General features: G+C 73.7%; 17 protein-coding genes. 11 read left to right on the top strand and 6 right to left on the bottom strand.

The annotated features are described in order from the left end of the window. Positions 1–81 precede the first annotated feature (81 nt). A complete protein-coding gene (locus tag ACRYR2_RS12580) occupies positions 82–438 on the bottom strand; it encodes a hypothetical protein (protein ID WP_432563209.1) in 357 nt (118 codons plus the stop codon). A gap of 273 nt (positions 439–711) precedes the next feature. On the opposite strand from ACRYR2_RS12580, the gene ACRYR2_RS12575 reads away from it, so the two are divergent. The 11 genes from ACRYR2_RS12575 to ACRYR2_RS12525 all read left to right on the top strand — a co-directional run bounded on the left by ACRYR2_RS12575 (position 712) and on the right by ACRYR2_RS12525 (position 14,796). Beyond that, a complete protein-coding gene (locus ACRYR2_RS12575) occupies positions 712–2,646 on the top strand; it encodes a methyl-accepting chemotaxis protein (RefSeq protein WP_432563208.1) in 1,935 nt (644 codons plus the stop codon). Positions 2,647–2,672: 26 nt separating this feature from the next. Continuing rightward, complete coding sequence (locus ACRYR2_RS12570) at positions 2,673–4,349, top strand: chemotaxis protein CheW (protein ID WP_432563207.1); 1,677 nt, start codon at positions 2,673–2,675, stop codon at positions 4,347–4,349. A gap of 17 nt (positions 4,350–4,366) precedes the next feature. Further along, entirely contained in the window at positions 4,367–5,488 is a 1,122-nt protein-coding gene (gene cheB / locus ACRYR2_RS12565; RefSeq protein ID WP_432563206.1) for a chemotaxis-specific protein-glutamate methyltransferase CheB, read from the top strand. Positions 5,489–5,520: 32 nt separating this feature from the next. After that, the gene (locus ACRYR2_RS12560) at positions 5,521–6,150 is read left to right on the top strand and encodes a HEAT repeat domain-containing protein (RefSeq protein WP_432563205.1); all 630 of its coding nucleotides are present in this window, start codon (positions 5,521–5,523) and stop codon (positions 6,148–6,150) included. Further along, positions 6,147–7,025, top strand: a complete 879-nt coding sequence (locus ACRYR2_RS12555; RefSeq protein WP_432563204.1) for a CheR family methyltransferase — start codon at positions 6,147–6,149, stop codon at positions 7,023–7,025. The genes ACRYR2_RS12560 and ACRYR2_RS12555 overlap by 4 nt, the downstream gene beginning before the upstream one ends. Further along, complete coding sequence (locus ACRYR2_RS12550) at positions 7,022–7,480, top strand: response regulator (protein ID WP_432563203.1); 459 nt, start codon at positions 7,022–7,024, stop codon at positions 7,478–7,480. The genes ACRYR2_RS12555 and ACRYR2_RS12550 overlap by 4 nt, the downstream gene beginning before the upstream one ends. Then, positions 7,477–9,930 carry a chemotaxis protein CheW gene (locus ACRYR2_RS12545; RefSeq protein ID WP_432563202.1) on the top strand — a complete coding sequence of 818 codons (2,454 nt, stop codon included), beginning with the start codon at positions 7,477–7,479 and terminating at the stop codon, positions 9,928–9,930. Before ACRYR2_RS12550 ends, ACRYR2_RS12545 begins: the two co-directional genes overlap by 4 nt. Continuing rightward, a complete protein-coding gene (locus ACRYR2_RS12540; protein WP_432563201.1) occupies positions 9,911–10,354 on the top strand; it encodes a hypothetical protein in 444 nt (147 codons plus the stop codon). Before ACRYR2_RS12545 ends, ACRYR2_RS12540 begins: the two co-directional genes overlap by 20 nt. Then, positions 10,351–10,719 (top strand): response regulator, encoded by a 369-nt coding sequence (locus tag ACRYR2_RS12535; RefSeq protein ID WP_432563200.1) that lies wholly within the window; start codon positions 10,351–10,353, stop codon positions 10,717–10,719. The genes ACRYR2_RS12540 and ACRYR2_RS12535 overlap by 4 nt, the downstream gene beginning before the upstream one ends. Positions 10,720–10,750: 31 nt before the next feature. Continuing rightward, the gene (locus tag ACRYR2_RS12530; protein ID WP_432563199.1) at positions 10,751–11,740 is read left to right on the top strand and encodes a methyl-accepting chemotaxis protein; all 990 of its coding nucleotides are present in this window, start codon (positions 10,751–10,753) and stop codon (positions 11,738–11,740) included. A 377-nt stretch (positions 11,741–12,117) separates the two neighbouring features. Further along, positions 12,118–14,796: a SpoIIE family protein phosphatase gene (locus tag ACRYR2_RS12525; protein WP_432563198.1), complete on the top strand. Its 2,679-nt coding sequence runs from the start codon at positions 12,118–12,120 to the stop codon at positions 14,794–14,796. A gap of 109 nt (positions 14,797–14,905) precedes the next feature. Here ACRYR2_RS12525 and ACRYR2_RS12520 read toward each other — a convergent pair whose 3' ends face one another. The 5 genes from ACRYR2_RS12520 to ACRYR2_RS12500 all read right to left on the bottom strand — a co-directional run. Next, positions 14,906–18,478: a PAS domain S-box protein gene (locus ACRYR2_RS12520; RefSeq protein WP_432563197.1), complete on the bottom strand. Its 3,573-nt coding sequence runs from the start codon at positions 18,476–18,478 to the stop codon at positions 14,906–14,908. 409 nt (positions 18,479–18,887) lie between these two features. Then, positions 18,888–19,634, bottom strand: a complete 747-nt coding sequence (pgl, locus tag ACRYR2_RS12515) for a 6-phosphogluconolactonase (RefSeq protein WP_432563196.1) — start codon at positions 19,632–19,634, stop codon at positions 18,888–18,890. Further along, complete coding sequence (gene opcA / locus ACRYR2_RS12510) at positions 19,631–20,869, bottom strand: glucose-6-phosphate dehydrogenase assembly protein OpcA (RefSeq protein ID WP_432563195.1); 1,239 nt, start codon at positions 20,867–20,869, stop codon at positions 19,631–19,633. The genes pgl and opcA overlap by 4 nt, the downstream gene beginning before the upstream one ends. Before the next feature lie 28 nt (positions 20,870–20,897). Next, the gene (zwf, locus tag ACRYR2_RS12505) at positions 20,898–22,439 is read right to left on the bottom strand and encodes a glucose-6-phosphate dehydrogenase (RefSeq protein WP_432563194.1); all 1,542 of its coding nucleotides are present in this window, start codon (positions 22,437–22,439) and stop codon (positions 20,898–20,900) included. Further along, positions 22,436–23,018 (bottom strand): transaldolase family protein (locus ACRYR2_RS12500; RefSeq protein WP_432563193.1); only part of this gene is annotated, 583 nt, incomplete at its 5' end. The genes zwf and ACRYR2_RS12500, both read right to left, overlap by 4 nt.

The following is a 23,018-nucleotide window of genomic DNA, read 5'->3' as shown; positions in this document are numbered from 1 at the left end:
TCCCCTACCCGGTGCGGGGCCGCGGACACCTCCGGCCGCCGGGCGGCTCGCCCGAAGCCGGGCGCGAGGCGGGTACCGGTGTCAGCCGGCGGTCGTCTCCCGCGGCGTCTGCAGCAGGGTGGACACGCGCTGGCGCGTCACGCCGAAGAGGTCGGCGATCTCGGCCACGCTCAGCTCCTCGTGCAGCAGGGCCTGGGCCTGGTGCCGGCGGTAGGCGGCACCGGCCTCGCTGAGGTCGGTGACCAGCGTGCTGAGCGCCTCGACGACGAGGGGGCGCTCCTTGCGGGTGAGGATCTCGTGGTAGCTGCGTCCGGCGCGGCGCTGTCCGGTGACGTCGTCCACGCGCGCGGCGAGGGCCTGGAGGTCCCGGATGGCGACGTCCATCTGCTCTCGCAGCGCCTCCAGCGCCCCGAGGGTGCTGTCGGGCTCCTCCTTCAACGTCAGCGTCGTGAGGGTGTCGTGAGCACCGGGCAGGTGGCCGCCCGCAGGGGACGGAGGCTCGGTGCGCACAGGAGGCCGTCGGCAATCGCGCGCCCCACCTTGAGCCGGTGCGCGACGGTGCGTCGGTGACCCCGGCGCTCAAGGTGCAACGGGGGTTGCCGATACCTAGAAGGTCCCGGCTGCGCAGGGCCCCCGCGATCCTTGGTGATCGCCCACCCGCGCCGGAAGACGATCACCTCCAGAAGCAGCTCACAGCGCGAAGGAACACCCATGCCCTTGACCAAGAACGGCGCCAAGGCGACCATCCCCGCGGCCCGTCCCGCCGTCACCCCCACCTCGTCGACCGGTCCCCGCAAGGACACCCGCGAGTCCGACGAGGCGCGCCGCCGGGCCCGCACCGTCGCCAAGCAGCAGCAGGCCGCCGAGCGCATCGCCGCCGCCACCACCGAGCTGGCCGCTTCGACGGCGCAGTCGGCGGAGGCCTCGCGCCAGCTGCGCGAGGCGATGCAGCAGATCGCCGCCGGCGCCGAGGAGGCCTCGGGCGCCACCCAGGAGTCGCTGGCCGCCACCAACCAGGTCGCCGGGCGCATCCAGACCCAGAAGCAGACCAGCGCGCGGGTCAAGGACACCACCACCAAGCTGCAGACCCTGCTGGGCGAGACGGCCGAGGGCATCTCCGGCCTGGTCGCCAACGTGGGGGAGGCCGCCGACCGGCAGACCGCGTCGGTGGAGATGATCTCCGAGCTGGAGAAGCAGGCCGAGGAGATCGGCACCATCGTCGCCGCCGTCGCACGCATCGCCGACCAGACGAACCTGCTGGCCCTCAACGCCGCCATCGAAGCCGCCCGCGCCCGTCAGCACGGCAAGGGTTTCGCCGTGGTCGCCGACGAGGTCCGCACCCTGGCCGAGACCTCGGAGCGCTCGGCCAGCCAGATCCGTGAGCTCATCGACTCCATCCGCACCGGCGTCAACTCCGTCGCCGAGGGTGTGCAGGCCTCGGCCGACACCTCCCGCGGCGAGGTGGAGAAGGGCCGGGCCGTCACCGCCCAGCTCGCCCAGATCCGCGACGACATGGTCGTCATCCTCGACGGCGCCGGTGAGATCGCCGCCGCCGCCTCCCAGGCCGAGCGCGCCTCCCAGGACGCCCAGCTGCGCGCCGAGGAGATCGCCGCCGCCGCCGAGCAGCAGTCCGCCGCGGCCGAGGAGGTCCTGCAGACCGTCGACCAGCAGGGTGCGGCGCTGCAGCAGAGCGAGCAGGCCGCCGAGCAGCTGTCCGAGATCGCCGACGAGCTGCGCGGCTCGGCCGACATCGGCAAGAGCGCCGAGGAGGTCGCCGCCTCCGCCGAGGAGCTGGCCGCCGCGGCCGAGGAGATCAACCGCGCCGCCACCCAGATCTCCCAGGCCATCGGGGAGATCTCCAGCGGTGCGCAGGCGCAGTCCGCCAAGACGCAGGAGTCGGCCGGGGCGATCAGCCAGATCGAGTCCGGAGCCCAGCTGGCCGAGACCCGCGCGGGCGTGGCGATCGAGAAGGCCGACGAGATGATCACAGGCCTGGCCACCAACAAGGAGGCCGTCGACGCGATGATCACCGCGATCACCACCGCCTCGGCCGCCGCCAAGGACAGCGTCAAGCAGGTCGTGGAGCTGGAGATCGTCTCCCGCAAGATCGACAAGATCGTCGACGCCATCGCCAACGTGTCCATCCAGACGAACATGCTGGCCGTCAACGGGTCCGTGGAGTCGGCCCGCGCCGGCGAGTACGGCAAGGGTTTCGCGGTCGTCTCCACCGACATCCGCAACCTGGCCCGCGACTCCGCCGACAACGCCGAGCGCATCAAGGACCTCGTCAAGGAGGTCCAGGACCGCATCAGCGCGGTGCGCGCCGACCTGGAGGAGACCTCCCGCCAGGCCCTGGTCGAGGTCGAGCGGGCCAAGGCCAGCACGGCCCGCCTCGTCGAGGTCGAGCGCGACATGGTCGAGGTCCGCGCCGGCAACGAGGAGGTGCGCGCCGCCTCGGCCGAGATCGCCTCCGCGCTGAGCCAGGTCAAGACCGCCCTGGACCAGATCTCCGCCGCCGCCAACCAGGCCGACGCACTCTCGGGGCAGGCCTCGGCCGCCGCGCGCCAGCAGTCCACCGGCGCCGAGGAGCTGGCCACCGCGATCGAGGAGATCGCCGCGCTGGCCGACGAGCTGCAGCAGCCCTGAGCCCCACCCCCCGGACGAGGAGTGCGATGAGCACCATGGAGACCCCTCTGCACGAGGGGAGCGCCGCGGCGACGCCCGCGGACGAGACCGGCTGGGACGAGGCGGGGGCCGCAGAGGCCGCCGGTGAGCCCGCCGGGCAGGACGACACCGACGGCGCCGCCGACTTCGTGACGTTCGAGATGGCGGGGGAGTCCTACGCCCTGCCGATGGAGCGCGTGCAGGAGATCATCCGCATGCCCGAGCTGATCCGGGTACCGCTGGGCCCGGCCGCGCTGGAGGGCCTGGCCAACCTGCGCGGGCGGGTGCTGCCGGTGGTGAGCCTGCGCTCGTGCTGCGGCCTGCGGGCCGCCGAGCACGACGAGGCCACGCGCGTCGTCGTGGTGGAGGCCGCCGGCGCCACCCTGGGACTGGTCGTCGACCGCGTCACCGCGGTGGTGTCGGTCGAGCCCGACCAGCTCGAGAGCGCCGAGGGCGTGCAGGGCACGGTGCGTTCGGAGCTGCTGGCCGCCGTGCTCAAGGGATCGGCGGGCCGGTCCGCGGGCCGGATGACGACCGTGCTGGACGTGCAGCGCCTGGTCCGCACCGAGTTCGCGGTGCTGGCCGCCAAGGTCGCCGCCCAGGGCGGCGCCGGCGCCTGGTCGCCGGCCTCGACGGTCGTGGAGGACGACTCCTCCGACACCCTGGAGCTGGTCAGCTTCGCCGTCGACGGCCAGGAGTACGCGCTGCCGATCGACCGGGTGCAGGAGATCGTCCAGGCGCCCGAACGGGTTACCGCGGTACCCAACGCGGCCGCGCGGGTGCTGGGCGTCATGGACCTGCGCGGCGGGCTGCTGCCCGTCGTCAGCCTGCGCCAGGTGTTCGGCCTGGAGGTTCCGCCGCTGCAGCCGCACAACCGCATCGTCGTCGTGACGGTCGAGCGCGAGGGCCGCGAGTCCCTCGTGGGCGTCGTCATGGACACCGTCCGCGAGGTGCTGCGGGTGCCGGCCGAGCTGGTCGGCGCCCTGCCGCACGTGGTCTCCGGCGGTGGGCGCAACCGCGAGGTCGAGTCGGTGTGCCGGCTGGAGGACGGCAAGCGCCTGGTGTCGGTCCTGTCGGCCGACTCCCTCGTCGACGTCGGCGCGCTCGACGCGCTCGAGACGGCCCAGGGCGGGCCGGCGCAGGTCAGGAACACCCGCGAGGAGCTGGAGGACGACGTGGTGGACGACGGCCGCGGGGACGACGAACTGCTCGTCGTGTTCCGCCTGCAGGGCGAGGAGTACTGCGTGGCGGTCGACGCCGTGCAGGAGATCATCCGCGTGCCCGACACGCTGATCCGCGTGCCCCGGACCCTGGAGTTCGTCGAGGGCCTGGTGAACCTGCGCGGTGCGGTGCTGCCGGTCGTGGACCTGCGCACCCGCCTGGGCCTGGACCGCAGCGCCCGCGACGAGCGTCAGCGCATCGTCGTGCTCATCATCCAGGGCGTGCGCACGGGTTTCGTCGTCGACTCCGTCGCCGAGGTCCTGCGGGTCTCCGGCGCCGAGCTGGAGAGCGCCCCCGAGCTGTCCCGCGAACAGGCCGAGGTCGTCACCCGGGTGGCGAACCTGCCCCGCTCCGGGCGCATGCTGCTGGTCCTGGAACCGGCCCAGCTGCTGGGCGGGGAGCAGGTCGCGCAGCTGGCCGACGAGGTCTCGGCCGCTTCCACGGCCGGCTCCACGGCCGCCTGAGCGCGGGAGTCGCAACGGTGAACGGTTCGACCCTGAAGGTGCTCGTCGTCGACGACTCCGCGCTCATGCGCAAGGCCCTGAAGACCATGCTCACCGCCGACGGTGACGTCGAGGTCGTCCTCGCCCGCAACGGCGAGGACGCCCTGGACGTCCTGTCCCGCGAGGAGCCCGACGTGGTCACCCTGGACGTCAACATGCCCGTCATGGACGGGTTGACGTGCCTGTCGCGGATCATGGACGAACGGCCCGTTCCGGTCGTCATGGTCTCCTCCATCACCGAACGCGGTGCGGTGGCGACGCTGGAGGCCCTGGAACTGGGGGCCGTGGACTACGTCGCCAAACCCGGCGGCACGGTGTCGCTGAACATGTCCGAGGCGGCGGAGGAGATCCGCCGCAAGGTGCGCCGCGCCGCCGCCGCCCGGGTGCGGCCCGGCTCGCTGACCTCGCGGCTGCGCCGTCAGCGGGAGGAGGCGTTCGCCGCCGGGCGACCGTCCCGGCGAGTCGACCGGCGAGTCGACCGGCCGGCTGCGGTGTCCTCGGCGACCGGCGGCGGCACCGGCGGCACCGGCAGCACCGACCTGGTGCTCGTCGGCTCCAGCACCGGGGGACCGGCCCTGCTGTCGGCGCTGCTGTCGCAGTTCCCGGCGGACTTCGCCGCCCCGGTGCTCATCGCCCAGCACATGCCGGCCTCCTTCACCGGGGCCCTGGCCAACCGGCTCGACGCCTCCTGCGCCCTGCCGGTGCAGGAGGTCACGGGGATGGTGCCGGTGCTGCCCGGCCACGTCTACGTCGCCCGCGGCGACGCCGACGTGGTGCTGGGGCGGCGCGGGGACAGCCTCGTCGTCCGCTCCACCCCGGCCGGTTCGGCCTACCGCTGGCACCCCAGCGTGGACCGGATGGTCGCCAGCGCGCTCGAGCACGTCGACCCCCGGCGCACCATCGGCGTCCTGCTGACCGGCATGGGCGACGACGGCGCCGAGCAGATGGCGCGGCTGAAGGCCCGCGGCGGGCGCACCGTGGCCGAGTCCGAGGAGTCGGCCGTCGTGTGGGGCATGCCCGGGCAGCTGGTGGCCCGCGACGGCGCCACCCGCGTGCTGCACGCCGACCAGATCGCCGCACAGGTCCTCACCTGGGCCTGAACCCCGTTCCACCCCGAACCCGAGGAGACGCCATGGGCCTGAAGAAGGCCACCGCCACCCCGTCCGGCGGCCACCCCGTCGAGCGGCGCGCGACCGGGCGGGACGTCGACGGTCTGCTGGCGCAGCTGCGCAGCGCCGACGCCGAGGACCGCCGGCTCGCCGCCCTGGACCTGGCCGGCCTCGCCGAGGTGGTGCCGCACCTGCTGGCCGCCGTGGACGCCGAAGCCCAGGCGACCGTGCGCGACGCCCTGCTGACCACCCTCGCCGGGCACGACGAGCACGACGGGCCCGCCGTGGCCGCCCACCTCGCCGGCTGGCTGTCCACCGACGACGCCGCCCGGCGCAACGCAGCCGTCGCGACCCTGCAGACGATGCCGAACGGTGCCGCCGCCGTCGTCGGTGACCTGCTGGTCACCGGCGACGTGCGGGTCCGCACGCTGGCGGTCATGGTGCTCAGCGCGCTGGCCCACCCGGGTGTGCCGGACTGGCTCGAGGTCGTCGTGGACGCCGACGCCGACGAGAACGTCGTGGCCGCGGCCGTGGACGCCGCCCAGCTGCTGGAGGACGAGGTGGCCCACCGGCTCGCCGACGCCGCCGCCGCGCGGTTCCCCGACAACCCCTACCTGCAGTTCCTGGCCACCCTGGCGGCGGGTGCCCGGTGACCCTGCCCACCACGAACCCGGCCGCGGGGAACCAGCTGACCGAGGCGCAGTTCGCCCGCGTGCGCGAATGGGTCTACCGCCGCACCGGCATCCACTTCGGCGACAACAAGCGCTACTTCGTCGACAAGCGTGTCACGACCTGCGTGCGCGAGCACGGCGGTGACTTCAACCTCTGGTTCGCCTCCCTGCGCGCCGGCGCCGACGAGCGGTTCGCCCAGCAGCTCGTCAACGAGCTGACCGTCAACGAGACGTACTTCCTGCGCGAGGACCACCAGTTCGACTCCCTCGTGCGCACCGTCATGCCCCGGATCGCGCAGGCCCGCACGGCCGCCCGTGACCGCAGCCCGATCCGGATCCTGTCGCTGCCGTGCTCCACCGGCGAGGAGCCCTACTCCATCGCGCTGCGCCTGCTGAGCGAGTGGCCCGGCATCGAGACGTTCGACGTCGAGATCGTCGCGGCCGACATCGACACCCGGGTGCTCGAGCACGCCCGGCGCGGGGAGTACGGGGCACGGTCCATGCACCGCGTGCCCCCGGCCGTGCGCACGGAGTTCTTCGAGCGCGCCGGTGAGCGGCACCGGGTGCGCGAGGACGTCCGCGAGGCCATCGAGTTCACCACCGCCAACCTGTGCGACACCGACCAGATGCGCTCCTTCCGCGCCTTCGACGTCGTGTTCTGCCGCAACGTGCTCATCTACTTCGACGAGATCTCCTCCCGCCGTGCCGCCGAGAACCTCTTCGGCGCCCTGCGGCCCGGAGGTTTCCTCTTCCTCGGGCACTCCGAGTCCATGAGCCGCATCTCGCCCATCTTCGACCCCGTCCGGCTGCCGGAGGGGATCGCCTACCAGCGTCCCGCGATCGGAGCCACGGCATGAGCCAGCCCACCGAGAAACCCGACCTCGAACTGCCCGGAACCGACGAGCAGACCCCGCGTCGGCGAGCCCTCGTCGTCGACGACGCCCCCACCGTGCGGATGTACCACGGTGGCATCCTGCGCGCGGCGGGTTTCGTCGTCGAGGAGGCCGGCAACGGTTTCGAGGCGCTCGAAGCGCTGCTCGCGCAGCGTTTCGACCTGGTCGTCACCGACGTCAACATGCCCCAGATGGACGGCCTGACCCTGGTGCGCCGGCTGCGGGCCGAAGCCCTGGGCCGGTCCGTGCCCGTCATCACCATCAGCACCGAGTCGCAGGAGTCCGACGCCGACGCCGGGTACGCCGCCGGCGCCAACCTGTACCTCGTCAAACCCGTCGCGCCGGACCTGCTCACCCGCGTCGCCGGCCTGCTCACCGCCCCCCTGCCGTCCTCCACCCCCACCGGGAGCCGGTCGTGACCAACCCCCTGCTCGTCCAGTTCGTCGCCGAGTCGGCGGACCTGCTCGCCGACGTCGACGACGGCCTGCTGCGCCTGGAGGCCGATCCCGGCGACAGCGAGCTCGTCAACGCGGTCTTCCGCGCCGCGCACACCTTCAAGGGCTCCTCGGGGCTGTTCGACCTGCCCGAGCTGACCCGGCTGACGCACGCCGCCGAGGACCTGCTCGACGCCGTGCGCGCCGGCCGGCTGACGCTGGTCCCCGAGATGGTCGACGCGCTGCTGTGGGCCTTCGACACCGTCCGGCGCTGGATGCCGGTCATCGAGAGCACCGGCCGGGCCCCGCAGGACGCCGCCCGCGAGGCCGACACGCAGTCGGCGCTGCTGCGCTCCTGGCTGGGGGAGGGCCCGGCCGAACCGTCCGCGGCCCCGGCCGCCGAACCCGTCGCGGCGCAGCCGTCGGCGCTGCCCGGCTGGGTCCTGGACCTGCCGGCCGCCCACCTGGCCGAGCTGCGCGGCTGGCTGGCCACGACGTCCGCCACCGTGCGCGCGGTGCGCTACGAACCGGACGAGGCCTGCTTCTTCCGCGGCGAGGACCCGCTGAACCTGTTCCGGCAGGTCCCCGCCCTGGAACTGCTGCACACCGCCTCCGCCGAGCCGCTGCCCGGCATCGAGGACCTCGACGAGTACGAGTGCCGGCTGCGGTTCACCGCGCTGACCCGCGCCTCCGTCGGCGAACTGGCGCACGTGTTCCGCTACGTCCCCGACCAGGTGCAGGTCGCCGAGGTGAGCGCCGAGAACCTCGCCCGGCTCCTCGACGGCACCCCCGAGGACGAGCCGGCGGGTGAACTCGCGCCGGCGCAGGCCGCCGCACCGGTCGCCGACCCGCTGCACGCCCTCGTCCTGCAGGCCCAGTGCCGGCTGCTGGCGTGCATCGGCGCCGACGGTGACGACATCGCCGACGGCCCGCCCGCCGGCGCCGCCCGGGTGCGCTCGGCCGCCGGGGTCGCGCTGCGGGTGGCCACGGCCGCCGGCCTCGACACCGCCCCCGGCACCGCGGCGCTCGCGGAGTTCCTGGCCACCGGGTCCTCCGGCGCGCTCGTGGCGTGGATCGCCACGGTCGCCGCCGGTGCGGGCACCCCCGCCCCCACGGTCGCCGAGCAGGGCGAGGCCGCCGCTGCCGCCTCCTCCGTCGCCGTTCCGGTCGCCGTCCCGGCGCCGCGCACCTCCCCGGAGGAGCCGGCCGCACGTCCCGACGCGCCGGCCGCCGACGACGCCTCCCGCGCCTCCCGGGTGCTGAAGGTGGAGCAGGCCAAGGTCGACAAGCTGCTCGACCTCGTCGGTGAACTCGTCGTGGCCAAGAACGCCCTGCCCTTCGTGGCGCAGGAGGCCGAGGAGGCCGGCTCCCGGGCCCTGGCCCGGCGCCTGCTGGACGAGTACGCCGTCATCAGCCGCGTCAGCGAGGAACTGCAGCAGGCCGTCATGGACGTGCGGATGCTGCCGGTGTCCACCGCCTTCGCCCGCGCACCGCGCCTGGTGCGCGACCTGTCCCGCAAGCTGGGCAAGAAGGTGCGCCTGGTGCAGGAGGGCGAGGAGACCGCGGCGGACAAGGACGTCATCGAGATGCTCACCGAGCCGCTCGTGCACCTGGTCCGCAACAGCCTCGACCACGGCATCGAAACCCCCGAGCAGCGCCGGGAAGCCGGCAAACCGGAGGAGGCGACGCTGGTCCTGCGGGCCGCGCCCGACGGCGACGCCGTCCTCGTCGAGATCGTCGACGACGGCCGCGGCATCGACACCGACACGGTGCGGGCCAAGGCCTACCAGCGGGGGCTGATCGACGAGCACGCCCTGGAGTCGATGTCCGACGAGGACGCCGCCCAGCTCATCTTCGCCCCCGGCTTCTCCACCGCCGAGGTCATCTCCGACGTCTCCGGCCGCGGGGTCGGCATGGACGCGGTGCGCAGCTCCATCGAACGCCTCGGCGGCTCGGTCACCACCGAGAACCGCCGCGGCCAGGGCCTGACCGTCCGACTGCGGCTGCCGCTGACCATGGCCGTCTCCCGGGTGCTGCTGCTGACCGCCGGCGACCAGCGCTTCGGTGTGCCGCTGGACGACGTGGTCGAGACCGTCCGCGTCGACCGCACCGACGTCACCCGCGTCGCCGGGCACCCCGTCCTCGCGCTGCGCGACGACGTCGTGCCGCTGGTGTGGCTCGACGCCCTGCTGGGCGGCCGCGGAGACACCGGCGGCGACGCGCCGCTGAACGTCCTGGTCGTGCGCACCGCGACCGGCCCGCTCGGCGTCGTCGTCGACCGCTTCCACCAGAACACCGACGTCATCCTCAAACCGCTGGAGGGCCTGCTGGCCGGAACTCCCGGCTACTGCGGCACCGCCCTGCTGGGTGACGGTCTCGTCCTGCTCGTGCTCGACGTCAAGGAGCTGAACCACCGTGCCACTGCACTTCGCTGAGAACACCGCCGTGCTGACCGGGGCCGTCGTCGTCGAGGAGGCCGAGCCGCTGGCGACCTGGCTGCGCGGCGCCGCGGACCCGGCCGTCGACCTGGTCGACTGCCGGCACCTGCACACCGCCGCCCTGCAGGCGCTGGTGGCCGCCGGGGTCAAGGTCGTCGGGGTTCCTGCCGATGACTTCACCAGGGCCTGGATCCTGCCTCTGCTGCAGAGCACGCCCGGCGCCGCGGCGCTCGCGGACCACCCCACGGTCGAAGGCGCGGCCGTGGCGGAGGGCCTCGCGCCCAGCCCTGCGGAGGACCTCGATGCCTCCGCCACCTCCCACCGCGTCGAGGACCTGGTCGACGACCTGGCCGACGAGCTGGTGGGGACCCGTACCGACACCCCCGCCGAACATCCCGCACCAGAAGAGGTCCTGCCATGACCACCGTCATGCTCGTCGACGACTCGCCCACCATGCTCATGAGCATCAAGTCGATCCTCACCAAGGAGGGTCTGACGGTGGAGACCGCTGCGGACGGCCAGGAGGCGCTGGACCGCATCAAGGGCGGCCTGAAGCCGAACCTCGTCATCAGCGACGTCAACATGCCCCGTCTGGACGGCATCAGCTTCGTGCGCGAGGCACGCCGGGCCGGTCTGCGCTTCACCCCCATCCTCATGCTGACCACCGAGTCCGAGCAGACCAAGCGGGACGAGGCCAAGGCCGCCGGCGCGACGGGCTGGCTCGTCAAGCCCGTCCAGGCCGATGCGCTGATGAGCGTCATCCGTCAGGTCGTTCCCGGGGCCTGAGATGGGTTTCCTGCGTAGGAAGGAGCAGCTCGTGCAGGAGCGACCGTCGTTCGACGCACCAGCGGCCACCGACGTCCTGGGCCGGTCCGGGCGGTTGCTCGAGGTGCTCAACGCCCAGCTGACCGACGTCGTCGAGGGCACCGAGAAGGCCGCTTTCGGCCTCATCAGCGAGGTGCAGCAGATCGACAGCGGGGTGGGGCAGATGAGCGTCCTGTCCGACCGGCTGGTGCGACTGTGCGAGCAGGGCGCCGAGGAGGTGGCCCGCCGCACCCAGGCGAACGCCTCCGACGTGCACGAGCTCGTCCAGCTGGTCACCGACCGCGACCGTTCCGTGCTCGACCTGGTCGAGGAGGTGCGGGCGCTGGACCGTGAGGTCGACGCGATCGCGGCCGTGGCGCACGCCACGACCATCCTGGCGCTCAACGCCAAGATCGAGGCGGTGCGCGCCGGTGACGCCGGTGAGGGCTTCTCCGTGGTCGCCGACGAGGTCCGTGAGCTGTCGCGGCAGTCGGCGCAGGCGGCGTCCAGCGTGCGCGCGGGCATCACCCGGGTGACCACGCTGATGGCGGAGCGGCTGGGCAGCACCACCGGCTCCACCAGCAGTTCCGAGCACATCAACGCCCGCCTGGAGACCATCGCCGCCGCGCAGCACGAGGCGTCGGAGGTGCTCAACGCCAGCGTCGGGGCGACGCGCGAGGTCGCCGAGCAGATCGCGGGGTCCATCGCGGGCCTGGGACTGCGCACGACGGCCGCGCTGGCCCAGACGCAGTTCCAGGACATCACCCGCCAGTCCGTCGCCGCGGTCACCGGGGCGATGGAGGAGATGGGCCGGCAGCTGGCCGTGGTCGGTGAACACCTGCGCGGTGAGGCCGACGCCGAGGCGTTGCGGGCCCTCGGCGACGCGGTGGCTGCCCTGCAGGCGTCCTACGTGTCCCAGCGCCAGCGAGCCGTGCACTCGGGGCAGGACGGCCGGAGCGTCGCCCCCGCTCAGCCGTCGGCGCCCGTCATCGAGCTCTTCTGAGCCACCGCACGGCCCCCGGACCTCCCGCTGCGAGGTCCGGGGGCCGCCGGCGTTCCCGGGACCGGCGTCCACCCCGGGCTGCAGGCGCCGCCTGCCCCGGTCCCGTCGACCTCCGTCGAGGGGCGGACGGGAGCTGGACGGGCAGGGCGAGCTGAGCCGTCGGGCCTCTCGGCGCCGCACCCGAGGCGGGACGCCGCCGCGGTCCGTGCGAGGAGCCACTGACGCGGCATCTCGTGACGTGCCGTTGCGGCGGGAGAAGTGCAAACGGAGCGTTCACCGGCGCGCACGTAGTGTTGAGGGCTGTGGGGGCCGTGCAGGCCGCCGCCGCCGAGGAGGACGGGCGCCGCAGCCGCGAGGCGGAAGACGAGGTCAGGCCAGTGGACGCAGCACCGGAGCCGGGGCACCCCGGCGAGCGGCCTGACAGCCAGGACGCGGCGGCACCGGGTGGGCAGCTGGTGGGAGCCGCGGCGCCACTGCGGGCCGCGGCACGGCTGGTGCAGGCGCCGGCCGACCCGGCGTTGCAGCGCCTGGCGGGGCTGGCCGCCCGGCTGCTGTCGGCGTCGTCCGCGCAGGTCTGGCTGCTGGGCGGGGTGCAGACCCCCGGTGCGGTCGCGGGCCAGGACCTCGCCCTGGTGGGGTCCACTGGTCCGTCAGCGGACTCGCTGTGCACGGTGACCGCCACCGGCGGTGGTCCTCTGGTCGTCGAGGACGCCACCGCCGATGAGCGGGTGGCCTTCCTGCCACCGGTGACCTCAGGGGCGGTGGGCGCGTACCTGGGAGTGCCGCTCTTCGGCCAGGACGGGCACGTGGTGGGCACGCTGTGCGTCTTCGATCCCGTGCCGCGCACCTGGCGCAGCAGCGACGTGGACGCGCTGTGCGAGCTGGCGGTAGCGGCGGCCGCGGAACTGGAGCTCTCGGCGCTGTCGCTGCAGTACGAGAGCGAGCGGTTGCGCCGGCAGCTGGCCGTGGCCGCCGGCGGGGTGGGCAGCTTCGACTGGAACCTGTCCACCGACGTCCTGGAGTGGGACGAGCAGGTCCTGCAGCTGTTCGGCTACACCGCCGGCGACTTCGACGGCACCATGGCCGCCTTCGAGCGGCGGGTCCACCCCGACGACGTGCAGCGGGTGCGCCGGTCGCTGGCTGACGCGGTGAGCAGCGGGGCCACCTTCGAGGCGGAGTACCGACTGGTCCTGCCCGAGGGCACCACCCGTTGGGTCAAGGCGCGCGGGAGGGTGCTGCCCGGTGCCGACGGGCGTCCGGCGCACCTGCTGGGCGCGGTGTACGACACCACTCGCGAGCACGACGAGGACCTGCGTGTGGCGCGGGTGCTGGAGTCGATGTCGTCGGCCTTCTTCTCCCTGGACCGCGACTGGCGCTTCACCTACGTCAACGCCGAGGCCGAACGGGTGCTGCAGCGCTCGCGTGAGCAGATGCTCGGCCAGGACGTGTGGGAGCTGTTCCCCGACGCCATCGGCGCCGAGTTCGAGGCGCAGTACCGCCACGCGATGGCCACCGGCGAGCAGGTGAACTTCGAGGCGCACTACCCCCAGCCGCTGGACCGCTGGTACGAGGTGCGGGCCTGGCGTGACCCGGACGGGTTGTCGGTCTACTTCCTGGACGTCACCGCCCGCCGCACCGCGCAGGAACAGGCCGAGGCCGAGCGGGCCGCCACGCGCGACGCGTTGCGCACCGCCGAGCAGGCGCAGCAGGCCGCCGAGCGCACTGCCGAGCGGCTGGCGCTGCTGGCCCAGGTCAGCGCCGACCTGACCGCGACCTTCGATGCCGAGGAAGCCGTCGCCCGCCTGGCTCAGCACCTGGTGCCGGCGCTGGGGGACTGGTGCATCGTCACCCTCGTCGACGAGCACGGGAACCTGCGCGACATCGGCTCCTGGCACGCGGTGGAAGCCATGCGCCCGGTGCTGGAGCGCTACCGCCGGGTCCGCCTTCCCTGCCTGAGCGCGAAGGCGCCGTTGCACCGAGCTCTGCGCGAGAACCAGCCCGTCCTGGTGGCCTGCGACGCCACCGAGCGGCTGGGCGCGATGCTCACCGACCCCGCCCGCCAACTGCTGCAGCACCTGGCGCCGCAGGCCGCGCACATGCTGCCGCTGCGCGCGCGCGGACGCACCGTGGGACTGGTGACCCTCTTCCGCAGCCCCGGGACGCCGGCGCCGACCTCCGAGGACCTGCTGACCGTCAGCGAGGTCGCCGACCGCGCCGGACTGGCACTGGACAACGCGCGCCTGTACGGCCAGCAGCAGCACATGGCCGAGGGACTGCAACGTGCGCTGCTGAGCGCGCCGGTGCAGCCGGACCACCTGCAGGTCGTGGTGCGCTACCGGCCCGCGGCGGCCGCCGCGCAGGTCGGGGGCGACTGGTACGACTCCTTCCTGCAGGCCGATGGGGCCACCGTCCTGGTCATCGGTGACGTCATGGGTCACGACGTCACCGCAGCGGCGGCGATGAGCCAGGTGCGTTCGCTGCTGCGTGGCATCGCCTACTACAGCGGTGAGGCACCGGCAGCGGTGCTGGCCGGGCTGGACGCGGCCATGGCCGGCCTGGCGGTGAGCACCTCCGCCACCGCCGTGGTCGCCCGCCTCGAGCAGAGCGCGGACGAGCGTGCCCGCGGTGTCACCCGGCTGCGCTGGTCCAACGCCGGGCACCCGCCGCCGATGCTGCTGACGCCCGACGGCACGGTGACCGCTCTGACCGGGCTGGGCCACGACCTGTTGCTGGGCATCGACCCGCACTCCCCGCGCAGCGACGAGCAGATCACCCTCGACCGTGGCTCGACGGTGCTGCTGTACACCGACGGACTGGTCGAGCGCCGCGACCAGGACCACGACCAGGGTCTGCTGCAGCTGCGCCAGGCGGTCAGCGAGCTGGCCGGGGAGAGCCTGGACCAGCTGTGCGACGGCGTGCTGGCGCGCCTGCTGCCCGAGCGGGCCGAAGACGACGTCGCCCTCGTCGCGGTGCGCCTGCATCCCCAGGACCTGCCCCGCCCACCCGACGCCGGACCCGGCTGGACGCCTTCGCCGACGGCAGCACCGCTGCAGTGACCGCCGGCCGCAGCGAACGCCGGCGTCCACGCCCGCCCGCGGCTGGTGCGGTGGGACACCGCCAGGCCCGCCACGCCGCGGACGGCGAGCTCCGGTCACCCGCCACCCGTCACCGACGTCTCGCCGAGTACGGCTGGACGGCGGGTGACCCCGCGGGGGACGTCCCGGCGGCGCCCGCCCGCAGCCGGGCGAGCAGCTCCGCCTCCGGGCGGGGCGGGCTGTACAGGTACCCCTGCGCGGTGTCGCAGCCGTAGCGCTGCAGCAGGTCGGCCTGGTGCGGGGTCTCCACTCCCTCGGCGACCACCGTCAGGCCCAGGGCCGCCCCGATGCTCAGCACCGCACGCACGACGGCGTCGCAACTGGGGTCGCGGCCCAGGCCGGCGACGAAGGCCAGGTCGATCTTGAGGACGTCGACGGGCAGTTCGGTCAACCGGGCCAGGCTGGAGTAGCCGGTGCCCAGGTCGTCGAGGGCGATGCGCACGCCGTCCTCGCGCAGGCGTTGCAGGTCGGCCAGCAGCGAGTGCGTGATCTGCGGCATGGTCGTCTCGGTCAGTTCCAGGACCAGGCGGTGCGCGGGCAGGCCGTGGCGGGCCAGCGCGTCGCGCACGTCGGCGCTGAGGGTGCCCGCCTCGAGCTGGCGCCCGGAGACGTTGACGTGGACCGCCGGCGCGGCCGGCCCCAGGGCCTCGCTCCACCGGGCGGCCATCCGGCAGGACTCCTGCAGCACCCGCCGGCCCAGGGCCAGCACCAGGGGGCTGGCTTCGGCGACGTCGAGGAACTCCGCGGGGGAGAGCAGGCCGCGCTGCGGGTGCTGCCAGCGCAGCAGGGTCTCCACCGCCACCGGGTGGCCGGTGGCCAGGTCCAGCACCGGCTGGCCGTGCAGGACGAACTCGTCGCGCTCGAGGGCGGCGTGCAGCTGCGGCAGCAGCCGGGCGCTGTGACCGCCGTGGGTGTCGCCGTCCCGGTGGGACCGGGCACGGTTCTTGCCGGCGCGCTTGGCGTCGTACATCGCGGTGTCGGCGTGGGCCAGGGCCCGTTCGGCCGCCGTCCAGACGTCGTCGGCGCCCCGGCCGGCACCGCCGCGACCGCTCGTCCCCTCGCCGGGGAGGGTGGCCAGGTAGCTGCCGATGCTGACCCCGACGGGGAAGGTTCCGGCGGCCACGGTCACCGGTTCGCGCAGGCAGGTCAGCAACCGCTGCGCGACGACGTCCAGGGCTGCGGGGTCGGTGATGTCCGGGCAGACGACGGCGAACTCGTCCCCGCCCAGGCGGGCCAGGGTGTCACCGGGACGCAGGCAGCCGGCGAAGCGTTCGGCGACCACGCGCAGCAGCTCGTCGCCGGCGGCGTGCCCGGCGGAGTCGTTGACCGCCTTGAAGCCGTCGAGGTCGCAGAAGAAGACCCCGACGCCGGTTCCGCTGCGGCCGGCGGCGGCCAGGGCGTGCTCGAGGCGGTCGTGCAGCAGGCTGCGGTTGGGCAACCCGGTCAGGCTGTCGTGCAGGGCCTGGTGGCGCAGGGCCTGCTCGGCGGCCTTGCGGGCGGTGACGTCCTCGATCAGGCACAGCAGCTGCGGCCGCGCGCCGTCGGCGCCGGCGCCCGCGCCGCTCACGGGCTGCGCCGTCATGGCGGTGACGGTCAGCAGTCCCCAGCGCGTGGTGCCGTCGGCGTGCCGGTAGCGCTGCTCCACCTGCCCGTGGGTGAGTTCGCCCAGGAGGAAGGGCGCCAAGGCCAGCAGGCCCTCAGCCCGGTCGTCGGGGTGGATCAGGTCGTGGACCTCGCGGGTCAGCAGCTGGGCGGTGCTGAGGCCGGTGAACCCGCACAGGGTGGAGTTGACCTGCAGGATCCGCGCGGCGTCGTCCTCACCCAGGCCCACGATCATCATGCCGACCGGGGCGGTGTCGAAGGCGAGGCGGAAGCGCTGCTCGGACTCGACCAGACGCTGGCGGTCGGCGCGCTTGCCGGTGATGTCCTCGACGTGGGTGACGCTGTAGCGCGGCTCGCCGTCCTCGCCGTGGATGACCGCGGCGTCCAGGGCGACCCAGATGACCGTGCCGTCGGCGCGGACGTAGCGCTTCTCGAAGTGGGCGCTGGAGGCGCTGCCGTCGACCAGGCGCTGCAGCCGCCCGGTGGAGGCGACGACGTCCTCGGGGTGGGTGACGTCGGCGAACGTCCTGCCGATCAGCTCCTCGCGGGAGTAGCCCAGCATGGTGCACGCGGCGGGGTTGGCGCTGAGGAACCGGCCCGCCTGCTCACCGTCCAGAGCGGTGATCAACACTCCCGTCGGAGCGTGGGTGAAGGCCAGGCTGAAGCGCTGTTCCGCCTCGCGCAGCGCCTCCTGCGCCCGGCGGCGTTCGGAGACGTCGCGGGCGGCGAGGGAGGCTCCGACCACGACACCGGCGGCGTCCAGGACGGGCGAGACGGTGACCGAGACGTGCAGGGGACGGCCCAGGCGGTGGCGGCCGAGCGCGTCCGCGGGACCGGTCGCGGCGACGTGCTCCCCGGCGGCCGCCCGGGCCAGCCAGCTCGCCAGCCGGCGCACGTCGCCCGCCTCGGCGATCAGGTGCAGGTCCTCGCCGATCACCTGCTCGGCCTGGTAGCCGTACAGCAGCTCGGCCGCGGCGTTCCACGACGTGATGCGCCCGTCCAGGTCCACCGAGACGATGGCGTCCCGAGCGCCGGCGACGATCCCGGCCAGGGACCGCGCTTCCTGCTCCAGGCGACGGCGTTCGGTGACGTCGCGCAGCGCGGCGTAGATGCGTCGCTGCCCCTCGACCTCGACCGGGGTCAGGGTCAGTTCGACCACCAGCTCGGCGCCGTCACGGCGACGGGCGGGAACCTCCACGGTTCCGCTCAGCCGCTGGGTACCGGTACGCACGAACCGTTCGAAACCGGCGTGGTGGGCCGCGGCCTCGCCCGCCGGCAAGACGGTGTCGGCCAGGGTGCGGCCCAGCGCCTCCTGCGCGGTCCAGCCGAACATCGTCTCGGCGGCCGCGTTCCAGGAGGTGATGCGCTGGTGCTCGTCCACGGCCAGGAAGGCATCGCTGGTGGCGGCCAGCACCAGGCGCAGTTCGGCGTCGCGGTGGGCCAGGCGCTGCGCCTGGGCCGCGTGCTGGCGCGCCTCCACGGCGTGCTGGCGCGCCTCGTCGGCGTAGCGCTGGGCGAGCCGGGCCTGGCGCGCGCGCTCGAACAGGGCCACGACCACCTGGGCCAGCCCTTCCAGCCCGCTCAGCTGGGCGGGGGTGAGATCACCGGGGGCGGTGTCGAAGACGCACAAGGTGCCCAGGACGTGGCCGTGGGGGTTGACCAGCGGCGCGGAGGCGTACAGGCGCACGTGCCCCAGCCGACCGTCGACCCACGGGTTGGTGCGGAAGCGCTCGTCGTGGCTGGCGTCGCGGACGTGGACGACCGCGCCGTCGAGGAAGTGCACCGCGCACATCGAGTCCTCGCGCGCGGAGTCGTCGCCGTCGAAGCCGACGGTGGTGAGCTGGCACTGCCGGTGTTCGTCGATGAGGTTCAGCGTCGCGTGAGGAACCCCGGCCAGCATCGCCGCGGCGCGCACCACGTGGTCGAGTTCGGTGTCGGCGGGAGCGTCGAGCACGTGGTAGTCGTGCAACGCCGCCAGGCGCTGCACCTCGACGTGGAGCCGGTCGGTGTCCGGACGGTTGGTGGGCAGCGACAGAGGCATCAGTGGAACGTTCCTCGACGTGAAGGGGCGTGGTCGCGAGTCCGGCGTGAGGGCGGGGTGGGGGAACGGTGGCCCGGCTCGTCCTGGACGGTCCCGTGCCGGCCGTGTGCGCTCGCCCCGGGTGCGGCCGGGCACCGGTCTGCGGGCGGCCGGTGTTCCGCCCGTGGCGCGGCGTTGTGCACCGTGGTCTGCGTACTCCCTTCGTCCGTGGCGTCGCCGCGTTCGGGCGGCGTGCGCGCGGTGCCGCCGGGGGCACGGATGCCGTGCCCTCCGACGTCTCCATCGGCAGCAGCGGTGTCCCCCTTGAGGGGGCTGGCTGCACGGCCACCGGTCACCCCGTGACCCGGGAACGCGAACGGCGCCGGCCGGGCGTCTCCGCCCGGCCGGCGCCGTTCCACTCCTGGGTGGCTCAGAGGTCGGCGGCCGCCGCCTCGTCCACGAGCCACAGCGTGCGGTCGGTGCCGAACACCCCCGCGGCGGGCGTCTCGGCGACGTCGCCGGCGGCCACGCCCCGCGCGACGGCAGGAGCCTTCTCGGCGCCGGAGGCGACCAGCCACACCTGGCGGGCGCGCGCGATGGCGCCGAAGGTGAAGGACACCCGCAACGGCGGCGGCTTGGGGGACCCGCGGACCCCGATGACGCTGGACTCGTCCCGGGCCAGGCCCGGGTGGTGCGGGAACAGCGAGGCGACGTGCCCGTCCGGGCCCATGCCCAGCAGCAGCACGTCGAAGGCGGGGACGTCCGCGCCGCCACCGAACTGCAGCAGCTCCGCGGCGTAGCGGGCGGCGGCCGCGTCCAGGTCGTCCCCGTCCGGGCCGTCGGTCGCCGGCGGGTAGTGGACCGTCGAGGGGTCCAGGTCCAGGGCACCCAGCAGGGCGTCCTGGGCCTGGGTCGCGTTGCGTTCCGGATCGCCCGTCGGCAGGAAGCGCTCGTCGGACCACCAGAAGTGGACCCGCTTCCAGTCGACGGCCTCGCGGGCCGGGGCCGCGGCGACCGCGGCCAGCGTCTTGCCGCCGATCGTCCCGCCCGTCAGCGACACGTGCGCCACCCCGCGCGCGGCCTGCGCGTCGGCGATCGCCGACAGCAGCCGCCCGGCCGTGGCCGCGGCCAGCAGCTCGGGGGAGGAGTGCCGCACGACCAGCACCTCGCCGCTCACGCGGTCGCCTTCTTCGCGGCGCGCTTGCGCGGCGCGGCCTGCTTGGCCGGAGCCGCCTTCTTCGCCGCGGCGGTCTTGGTGGCGGCGCTCTTGGTGGCGGCGCTCTTGGTGGCGGCCGACTTCACCGCCGTGCGCCGGGTGGAGGCCGTCTCCTCGTTGGCCGGCGGCAGTCCTTCCCCGCGCTCGGGCTCGGGCGGCGCGCCCTTCATGCTCTCGGAGACCTTCGCCGACTGCGCCTCGGCCGCGGCCTGCCGGGCCGCGGCCTTCTTCGTCCCCGACAGCTTCCCGGCGTTCTCGGCGTCGCGCACCGACATCACCCGCTTGTTGACCTGCGGCAGGCCCTCGGCGAGGACCTCGCCGTAGACCTCGTCGGGGTCCAGACGCCGCAGTTCCTCGGTCAGGCAGTCCTTCACGGGCCGGCGGGCCAGCGACAGGCGCCGGTCCGGCTGCCCGGGCTGGGTCAGCGTGGCGACGACCTGGTCGGGCCGGATCAGTTCCACCGCACCGGACTTGCGCTCCAGCCGGACGCTCTGCACGCCCGTGCCCTTCTTGGTGCGCGCGCGCACGACGGGAGCCTTGAGCTTGGCCGCCAGCCAGGCCGCGAGCAGTTCGGTGCTCGGGCTGTCCGGCGCGCCGGCCACCGTGATCGAGGTGACGGGCTCGTACGGCGGCTGGTCCAGGGCCGCGGCCAGCAGGGCCCGCCAGTTCGTCAGCCGCGTCCAGGCCAGGTCGGTGTCCCCGGCCCGGTAGGTCGCCCGGCGCAGCTCCAGGGCCTTGGCGGGGTCGCGGGCCTCGGCGGAGTCGGTGATGCGGCGCTGGGCGATGCGGCCGATCGAGTCGGTCCGCAGGTCCTCGGGGGCCGCTCCCGGCCAGTAGGCCACGATCGGCGCGTCCGGCAGCAGCAGCGAGACGATGGTCGTCTCGCCGTGCTCGACGAGCGGGCCGTAGGCGCGCAGCACGATGACCTCGCTGGCGCCGGCGTCGCCACCGACGCGGATCTGCGCGTCCAGGCGGGCCGCGCCGCGCTTGTTGCCGCGGGCCAGCACGAGCACCCGGCACGGGTGCTCGCGGCTGGCCTCGTTGGCCGCGGAGATCGCGTCCTCGGCGTGCGCGTCGTCGGTGATGACGACGAGGGTCAGGACCCGGCCGAGCGCCACAGCGCCGCCGGAGTCGCGCAGGTCGACCAGCGCCTTGTTGATGGCGCTGGTCGACGTGCTGGGCAGGTCGATGATCATCTGCGGCTCTCCAGCTTCTCCACCACGGTCACGGTCGCCGCCACTGCCGGCCGGTGCGTTCGAGCATGGCGTCCGCCGACGGCGGGCCCCAGGTGCCGGACGCGTACGGCTCGGGCTTGCCGTTGCGGGCCCAGAACGAGGTGATCGGGTCGAGGATCTTCCACGACAGCTCGACCTCCTCGTGCCGGGGGAACAACGGCGGGTCACCCAGCAGGACGTCGAGGATGAGCCGCTCGTAGGCCTCGGGGGAGGACTCGGTGAAGGCGTGGCCGTAGCCGAAGTCCATCGTCACGTCGCGCACCTCCATCGCGGTGCCGGGAACCTTCGACCCGAACCGCATGGTGATGCCCTCGTCCGGCTGGACCCGGATGACCAGCGCGTTCTGCCCCAGCTCCTCGGTGGCCGTGCGTTCGAACGGCAGGTGCGGCGCGCGCTTGAAGACGACCGCGATCTCGGTGACGCGGCGGCCCAGGCGCTTGCCGGCCCGCAGGTAGAACGGCACGCCCGCCCAGCGGCGGGTGTCGATCTCCAGCTCGATGGCCGCGTACGTCTCGGTCTTCGACTCCGGGTCGATGCCGTCCTCGTCGAGGTAGCCCTTGACGAACTCCGAGCCCTGCCAGCCCGAGGCGTACTGACCGCGCGCGGTCGACCTCGCCAGGTCCTTCAGCGGCCGGACCGCCGAGAGGACCTTGGCCTTCTCGGCCCGCAGGTCCGCGGCCTCGAACGAGACCGGTTCCTCCATGGCGGTGAGGGCCAGCAGCTGCAGCAGGTGGTTCTGGATGACGTCGCGGGCCGCCCCGATGCCGTCGTAGTACCCCGCGCGGCCACCGATGCCGATGTCCTCTGCCATGGTGATCTGCACGTGGTCGACGTGGTTGGCGTTCCACAGCGGCTCGAACATCTGGTTGGCGAAGCGCAGGGCCAGGATGTTCTGGACCGTCTCCTTGCCCAGGTAGTGGTCGATGCGGAACACCGAGTCCGGCGGGAACACGTCCTCGACGACGGCGTTCAGCTCGCGCGCCGACTTCAGGTCGTGCCCGAAGGGCTTCTCGATGACCACGCGCCGCCACTGGTCGCCGTCCTGCGCGCTCAGCCCGCTGCGGGCCAGCTGCTTGGCGACGACGGGGAAGAAGCGCGGCGGGATCGACATGTAGAACGCGTGGTTCCCGCCGGTCCCGCGGACCCGGTCGAGGTCGGCGACGGTGGCGGCGAGCTGGTCGAACGCCTCGTCGTCGTCGAACTCACCGGGCACGAACCGGAAACCCTCGGCCAGCTGGGCCCAGACCTGCTCGCGGAACGGGGTCCGGGCGTGCTGGCGCACCGAGTCGTAGACGATCTTGCCGAAGTCCTGCTCGGCCCAGTCGCGACGGGCGAAACCCGTCAGGGCGAAGCCCGGGGGCAGCAGCCCGCGGTTGGCCAGGTCGTAGATCGCCGGCATGAGCTTTTTGCGTGCCAGGTCGCCGGTCACGCCGAACATCACCATGCCGCACGGCCCGGCGATCCGCGGGAGCCGGCGGTCCCGCGGATCGCGCAGCGGGTTCTCGTCGTGCAGCACCCGCGCAGGACTCACTGGGCTTCGACCTGCGTCTTCACGCGCTCCAGCTCGTCGGTGACGGTCTGCAGGAGTTCGGTCCAGCTCTTCTCGAACTTGCCCAGGCCGTCGGTCTCGAGGAACTCGACGACGTCGGTGTACGAGACGCCCAGGCGCTCCAGGTCGTCCAGGACGGCCTGCGACTCGCCGTAGGAACCGCGGACCGTGTCACCGGTGACCTCGGCGTGGTCGATGGTGGCGTCCAGCGTCTTGCCGGGCATCGTGTTCACGGTGTTCGGCGCGACGAGCCCGGTGACGTACAGCGTGTCGGGCAGGTTGGGGTCCTTCACGCCGGTGGAGGCCCACAGCGGCCGCTGCGGGCGGGCGCCGGCCTCCTTCAGGACCTGCCAGCGCGGGGTCGAGAAGACCTCCTCGTAGGCCTGGTAGGCCAGCCGCGCGTTGGCCAGGCCCGCCTTGGAGCGCAGCCCCTTGGCCTCCTCGCTGCCGATCTCGTCGAGGCGCTTGTCGATCTCGGTGTCGACGCGGGAGACGAAGAACGAGGCGACCGACTCGATCTTGGAGATGTCGTGGCCGTTCTGCTTGGCCTGCTCCAGACCG

The organism is Kineococcus deserti (assembly GCF_050871945.1).
GTDB lineage: Bacteria > Actinomycetota > Actinomycetes > Actinomycetales > Kineococcaceae > Kineococcus.
The sequence above is the reverse complement of the archived record's forward strand: the minus strand, read 5'-3'. Positions and strand labels throughout refer to the sequence as shown.